This is a genomic window from Stenotrophomonas sp. STEN031, assembly GCF_056759975.1.
The window spans coordinates 1-6,362 of sequence record NZ_JBRREA010000104.1; the positions used below are offsets into that span (position 1 = coordinate 1).

The window sequence follows — 6,362 nt, forward strand, 5'->3', positions numbered from 1 at the left end:
GGCCCCCCCCCGGCGGGGCCGCCCCGTCTGGCGGCCCCGCGCGGGCCGGGCGGGGGCTTGCCGGCGGCGCCCCCCGCGGCCCCGGGCCCGGGCACTACCTCAGCTCTCGCTGCTTTCGGGGCTGTCTTCCTCGCCCTCGTCGTCCGTACCCAGCATGGCCTGCGAGGCGTCGCTGGACAGCGACTCCACGCCGCGCAGCTTGCGTTCAATGGTGCGGGTCTTGCGGCTGGCGTCGCCCAGGCTCTTGCCGACGGTGTTGATCTGCTTCTCGGCCTTCTCGAGGATGCCGGCAAACTTGCCGAACTCGCTCTTCACCGCACCCAGCAGGCTCCATACCTCCGACGAGCGCTGTTCGATGGCCAGGGTGCGGAAGCCCATCTGCAGGCTGTTGAGCAGGGCGGTGACCGTGGTCGGGCCGGCAATCACCACGCGGTGCTCGCGCTGCAGTGCGTCCACCAGGCCGGCACGGCGGATGATCTCGGCATACAGGCCCTCGGTAGGCAGGAACATCACCGCGAAGTCGGTGCTGTGCGGCGGCACGATGTACTTGTCGCTGATCGACTTGGCCTGGATGCGGATCGCCCGCTCCAGCTGGTTGCCACTGTTGCGTACCGCCTCCACGTCGCCGGCTTCCTGCGCATCGAGCAGGCGCTCGTAGTCCTCGCGCGGGAATTTGGAATCGATCGGCAGCCACACCGGGGTATCGCCGTCGCCACGACCGGGCAGGCGCACGGCGAAGTCGACCATCTCGCCGCTGTCGGCGCGCAGCTTCACCCCGCGGGCGTACTGCTCGGCGGTCAGGGTCTGCTCGAGGATGTTGTCCAGCTGCACTTCGCCCCAGCCGCCGCGGTTCTTGACGTTGCTCAACACGCGCTTGAGGTCGCCCACGCCGGTGGCCAGCTGCTGCATCTCGCCCAGCCCGCGCTGCACCTGCTCCAGCCGCTCGGACACCAGCTTGAACGAGGAATCCAGGCGGGTGTTGAGCGTGCTCTGCAGCTTCTCGTCCACGGTCTGCCGCATCAGCTCGAGCTTGGCGGCGTTGTCGCCCTGCAGGTCCTTCAGCCGCGCTTCCAGGGTCTGGCGCATCTCGGTGATGCGCTGTTCGTTGCGCTGGGTCAGCTCGCCCAGCTTCTGGTTGAGGGTCTCGCCGAAGCGCAGCTGGACCTGTGCGCCTTCTTCGCGGCCCTTGCGCGTTTCCTCGACCAGGCTCTGCTGCAGGCCGGCCAGCTGGCGCGCGAAGGCTTCCATGCGTGCTTCCTGCTGCTGGCCGAACACGTCGAGCTGGCCGCGCACGTCCTGCAGCCGCGTGCCCAGCAACTGGGCCAGCAGCTGCTGGGCGTTGGCGGTCTCCTCGCGGCCCTTGCGGGCGTCGTCGTTGAGGCTGTCGCGCAGCTGGTCCAGGCGCTGGTCGGTGCGGGTGGACAGGTCGGTGAGGTTGCGGCCAAAGCCGTCGAGGCGGGTGTCCTGCTGGCGCGCCATGCTTTCCAGCTGCTCGCGCAGTTCGCCGCGGCCGTTGCGCTGTTCTTCGCGCAAGGTGTTTTCCAGCACGGTGTTGTCATTACGGCGCAGCAACAGCAGCAGCTGCAGCACGAGGACGACGACCAACAGGCCGCCAAGGATCAGAGTTTCGGTTTGCATGGGGAGAAGTGTAGCCCTGCCTGTCTCAGAAGCTGATCCTGCAAGCAGCCGACCGCTGGCGAAAACAGCCATCGGCGCCTATCTGCGATCATGTGCACCCCCACCCGCCCTATCCCCACCATGAAGTTGCCCTCCCTGCTGCTGTCGAGCCTGTTGTGCCTGCTGCCGATGGCCGCCCTGGCCAGTGACTCGCAGACCATCACCTCGCCCCACGCCCTGCCCGCCAATGACGCGCGACCCAAGGTGTTCCTGGCTGGCAGCATCGAGATGGGCAAGGCCGGCGATTGGCAGCAGCAGGTGCAGGCTGCGCTGGCCGACGAAGGCGTGTTGATGCTCAATCCACGCCGCGCCGACTGGAACCCGGCCTGGCGTGCCGAGGCCGATGAGCCCGAGTTCCGCCGCCAGGTGGAGTGGGAACTGGCCGCGCTGGAACAGGCCGACATCGTGCTGATGTACTTCGCCCCGGGCACGCAGAGCCCGATCACCCTGCTCGAATTCGGCCTGTATGCACGCTCGGGCAAGTTGCTGGTGGCGGCACCGGCCGGCTACTGGCGCAAGGGCAACCTGGACATCACCGGCGACCGTTATGGCGTGCCGCGTTTTGATGACCTGCAGGCGTTGATCGCCGCAGTGAAGCAGCGCATCGCCGACCAGCGCGCGCACTGAGCCCCACGGAGAGCCGCCATGCCGTGGATGGGCATCAACGACCTGGGCACCTTCGTGGTGGCCGTCATCCTGTTCCTGATGTTGCCCGGGCCGGGCACCTTCACCCTGCTCACCGCCACCGCGCGCGGTGGCGTGCGTGCCGGTTACGCCACCCTGGCCGGGCTGATGCTGGGCGACCAGATCCTCATCGCCATTGCCGCCACCGGTGTGGCCGCGCTGCTGCAGGCGCATCCAGTGCTGTTTGCCGGGCTGCGTTACGTCGGCGCGGCCTATCTGATCTGGGTCGGCATCAACCTGCTGCGGGAACCGACGGCAGCCGCTGGCGAGGCTGCGCCGGTGCAGCACGGCCGGCGCTGGTTCCGCCAGGCGCTGTTGGTGGGCGTGCTCAATCCCAAAGCCATCCTGTTCTACATGGCCTTCTTTCCGCTGTTCATCGACCCGCTGCGGCAACGCGGTGCGCTGACCCTGGCGACGATGGCGGTGCTGATCGCCCTCCTCAGCATCGGCTGGTGCTCGGTGCTGATCTTCGGTGGGCAGTTCATTGCCCGCCGCCTGGCCGGCTATCCGCGCGTGGGCGTGTGGCTGCGGCGTGCGGTCGGCGTCTGCCTGGTGGTGTTCGGGCTGCGCCTGGGTATCGCCGAATAAGGCACTTGGATGGCGTAGCCTGCTGGCGTCGGGGCGGGCCTGCAGGGTCCGCATCCGACGGTCGCCGCCGCGGGCGATGCCCTGACTTTCATTTTTTATGCCGAATTCGGCGCGATGACACCTATACGCGGTAAAAGAGCGCCAGATGTCGGGTTTTTCTAGCTTTGCTGCACTGCGTTAAGCCAAACTCGGCCGCTTCCCCGAACCACCACGAACCGTGAGGTCCGCATGCAGTCCTGGCTCCGGCGCAAGCCCATCGACCAACTCACCGAACACGAAGAAGGCCGTCGGCTTGTTCCAACGCTGAGCTGGCCTCACCTGGTGGCGCTCGGCATCGGCGCCATCGTCGGCACCGGCATCTACACGCTGATCGGCGTGGGTGCGGACAAGGCCGGCCCTGCGGTGCTGCTGTCCTTCATCATCGCCGGTGCGATCTGCGCCTGTGCGGCACTGGCCTATGCCGAGCTGTCGACGATGATGCCGGCCGCCGGCAGCGCCTATACCTACAGCTACAGTGCGCTGGGCGAGACCATCGCCTGGGTGGTGGGCTGGAGCCTGATCCTGGAGTACTCGCTGGTGGTGAGTACGGTAGCAGTCGGTTGGTCCGGCTACTTCGTCGGCTTCCTGGAGTGGCTGCACACCTCGTTCGGCTGGAACGTGGCCCTGCCGCAAGCCCTGGCTGCCGGTCCGCATGTGGAAGGCGGCTTCCTCAACGTGCCGGCCATCGTCATTACCTTCCTGGTCGCCGGCATGCTGATGGTCGGCACCAAGGAGAGCGCCACCCTCAATGCGGTGCTGGTGGTGTTCAAGCTGATCGCGCTAGCGGTGTTCGTTGCGGTTGCGCTGCCGGCCTTCAACGCCGAGAACCTGCAGCCGTTCATGCCCTATGGCTTCCCCAAGTCGATCAGCGCCGATGGCGTGGAACGCGGGGTGATGGCGGCGGCGGCGATCATCTTCTTCGCCTTCTACGGCTTCGATGCGATCTCCACCGCCGCCGAGGAAACCAAGAACCCCAAGCGCGACCTTTCGATCGGCATCATCGGTTCGATGGTTGGCTGCACCATCATCTACCTGCTGGTGGCCTTGGCCGCGGTCGGTGCGATGAGCTACACGGTGTTCGGCAAGAGCGCCGAGCCGCTGGCGCTGATCATGCGCGAACTCGGCCACGGCACTGCCGCGCTGGTGATCGGCATCGTCGCCATCATCGCCCTGCCGACCGTGCTGCTGGCCTTCTTCTACGGCCAGAGCCGCATCTTCTTCGTGATGTCGCGTGATGGCCTGCTGCCGCGCGGCCTGTCCAAGGTCAACCAGCGCACCGGCACGCCGGTAGTCATCACCCTGTTCACCGCCGTGCTGGTGGCTGCGCTGGCCGGTGTGGCGCGGCTGGATGAAATCGCCGCGCTGGCCAATGCCGGCACCCTGGCTGCGTTCACCGCGGTGGGCCTGTGCCTGCTGGTGCTGCGCAAGCGCGAACCCAACCGTCCGCGTACCTTCCGCACGCCGCTGGCGTGGGTGGTCGGGCCGCTGGCGATCGCCGGTTGCATCTACCTGTTCATCAGCCTGCCGATGCGCACCCAGCTGTGGTTCCTGGCCTGGAACGTGTTTGGTTTGCTGGTCTATGCCGTGTACAGCCGCCGCAATGCGGTGTTGGGGCGTAGCAAGTAATCCACAGGCTGTTGTGGATAACGCAGAAAGCGGGCTTCGGCCCGTTTTTTGTTTTTTTGGGGTTTGTGGGTTCTGCTTGAAGAGCACCCCTCCCCAGCCCTCCCCTTGCCTGCGGCAAAGGGAGGGAGCAGCTCTGCCCCCTCCCTTGCGCGTAGCGCAGGGGAGGGTTGGGGAGGGGTGCCTTTGCCTTAAAGCTCGAAAGCCCTAAAGCTCAACGCCACCTGTGGACAACCCACTTATCCCCACCAAGTTGTGGATAAAAACAAAGCGGGCCCTAGCCCGCTTTGTCATTCCACTTATCCAACAGCGCGCGCTCAGGACTTCTTCTGTGCCGCCGCATAGTCCTGCGCCTGGCGCATCACCCGCAGTACGTTGCCGCTCCAGATGTTGCCAATCTGCGCATCGGTCAAACCTCGGCGCTGCATCCAGGCAGTGATCTTGGGCAGGTCGGCCGCGTCTTCCATGCCGGTCACACCGCCACCGCCGTCCCAATCCATGCCGATGCCGACATGATCGGGGCCGACAACGTCGAGCATGTGGCCGAAGTGCTGGAAGAAGTCATCCAGCGTGGCCTTGCGCCGCGGGTACTTCTGGTCGAGCTCGGCCATCGCCTTGCGCAGTTCCACGCCCTTGGCCATGGTCATGTTTTCCCAACCGCCCAGACGCTTTTCCAGTTCTTCTTCGGCCTGCTTGCGCTCGGCGCTCTTGGTCTCGTCGACCAGGTAACCACCGTAGGCATTGGCCTGCACCACGCCGCCCTTGGCGGCCAGCTGGCGCAGGCGCGCGTCGTCCAGGTTGCGCGGGTGGTTGAACACCGCCTTGGCCGAGCTGTGCGAGAGGATGAAGGGCACCGGCATCATCTCGATCAGGTTGTCGAACACCGCATCGGAGGCGTGCGACTGGTCGATCACGATGCCCAGCTTCACTGCCTCGTTGACCAGCGCCTTGCCGGCCGGGCTCAGGCCGTTCCATTCGGCGCCCTTGGGATCGGTGGCCGAATCGGCGAACTCGTTGTTGGCGAAATGCACCGTCGACATCAGCCGCAGGCCGGCCTTGTAGTAGTAGCTCAGCAAGGTGGGATCGGCGACCAAGGGGCTGCCGTTCTCCATGCTGATGTAGACCACGCGCTTGCCGGCAGCCTTGATGCGCGCCGCGTCATCAGCGCTCAGTGCCAGCTGGAACTTGTCCGGGTTGGCGGCCAGCATCTCGTGGATTTCCTGCATGCGCTGCAGGCCGTGGTCACGCTCGGCGATATGCGCGGCCGGGCTGCGGTCGCCCTGGTCGGTGTAGATGGCGAAGAAGCCGCCATCCAGCGCACCTTCGACCATGCGCGGGTAGTCCACCTGCGACAGCGCATTGTGGTCGTGACGCTGCATGATGTTGAAGTCGGCACGACCGAAGTTGGCCGGCGTGTCCAGATGCGAATCCAGGGTCAGCAGTTTCTGCTGCAGAGCGGTGGCCTTGCTCAGCTCAGCCTGGCTGAACTCCACCGCCGAGGCAGCCAGCGGAACGCACAACGACAGGGATACCAGCAGGGACAGGGGACGCAGCGTCATGAGGCCTCACCGAGAAGGGAAAGGCCAGACCTTAGCGCTGTAGTGGAGCCGCGGGCCAGTGACGGACGGCATGGAGCCGGCTCTTGTAGTGGGGGGGGGCGGGGGGGGGGGGGGGGTAGAGGGTGGGGCCCCCCACCCCGCCGGGGCGAGGCAAGCCCAAGCCCAACCCCGAGGGACCCCCGCTGCGGAGGG

General features: G+C 66.3%; 5 protein-coding genes. 3 read left to right on the top strand and 2 right to left on the bottom strand.

Going from position 1 to position 6,362, the window contains the following annotated elements:
• Positions 1–99: 99 nt before the first annotated feature.
• Positions 100–1,638 (bottom strand): DNA recombination protein RmuC, encoded by a 1,539-nt coding sequence (locus ACVOLQ_RS22125; protein ID WP_481529322.1) that lies wholly within the window; start codon positions 1,636–1,638, stop codon positions 100–102.
• Between the two features lie 120 nt (positions 1,639–1,758).
• Here ACVOLQ_RS22125 and ACVOLQ_RS22130 point away from each other — a divergent pair, with 120 nt between their 5' ends.
• The 3 genes from ACVOLQ_RS22130 to ACVOLQ_RS22140 all read left to right on the top strand — a co-directional run bounded on the left by ACVOLQ_RS22130 (position 1,759) and on the right by ACVOLQ_RS22140 (position 4,614).
• A complete protein-coding gene (locus ACVOLQ_RS22130; RefSeq protein ID WP_313494110.1) occupies positions 1,759–2,304 on the top strand; it encodes a nucleoside 2-deoxyribosyltransferase domain-containing protein in 546 nt (181 codons plus the stop codon).
• 18 nt (positions 2,305–2,322) lie between these two features.
• On the top strand, positions 2,323–2,949 hold the full coding sequence (gene leuE, locus ACVOLQ_RS22135) for a leucine efflux protein LeuE (RefSeq protein WP_313173720.1): 627 nt from the start codon (positions 2,323–2,325) through the stop codon (positions 2,947–2,949).
• A gap of 228 nt (positions 2,950–3,177) precedes the next feature.
• A complete protein-coding gene (locus ACVOLQ_RS22140) occupies positions 3,178–4,614 on the top strand; it encodes an amino acid permease (protein WP_481529323.1) in 1,437 nt (478 codons plus the stop codon).
• A gap of 314 nt (positions 4,615–4,928) precedes the next feature.
• Here the strand turns inward: ACVOLQ_RS22140 and ACVOLQ_RS22145 are convergent, their stop codons facing one another.
• Positions 4,929–6,170, bottom strand: a complete 1,242-nt coding sequence (locus tag ACVOLQ_RS22145; RefSeq protein ID WP_481529324.1) for a dipeptidase — start codon at positions 6,168–6,170, stop codon at positions 4,929–4,931.
• Between the last annotated feature and the right edge of the window lie 192 nt (positions 6,171–6,362).

What these genes read in the sequence shown, in the direction of transcription:
- ACVOLQ_RS22130 (WP_313494110.1), top strand. Translation starts at nt 1,759, where the DNA reads ATGAAGTTGCCCTCCCTGCTGCTGTCGAGCCTGTTGTGCCTGCTGCCG.
- ACVOLQ_RS22140 (WP_481529323.1), top strand. Translation starts at nt 3,178, where the DNA reads ATGCAGTCCTGGCTCCGGCGCAAGCCCATCGACCAACTCACCGAACAC.
- ACVOLQ_RS22125 (WP_481529322.1), bottom strand. Translation starts at nt 1,638, where the DNA reads ATGCAAACCGAAACTCTGATCCTTGGCGGCCTGTTGGTCGTCGTCCTC.
- ACVOLQ_RS22145 (WP_481529324.1), bottom strand. Translation starts at nt 6,170, where the DNA reads ATGACGCTGCGTCCCCTGTCCCTGCTGGTATCCCTGTCGTTGTGCGTT.
- leuE (WP_313173720.1), top strand. Translation starts at nt 2,323, where the DNA reads ATGCCGTGGATGGGCATCAACGACCTGGGCACCTTCGTGGTGGCCGTC.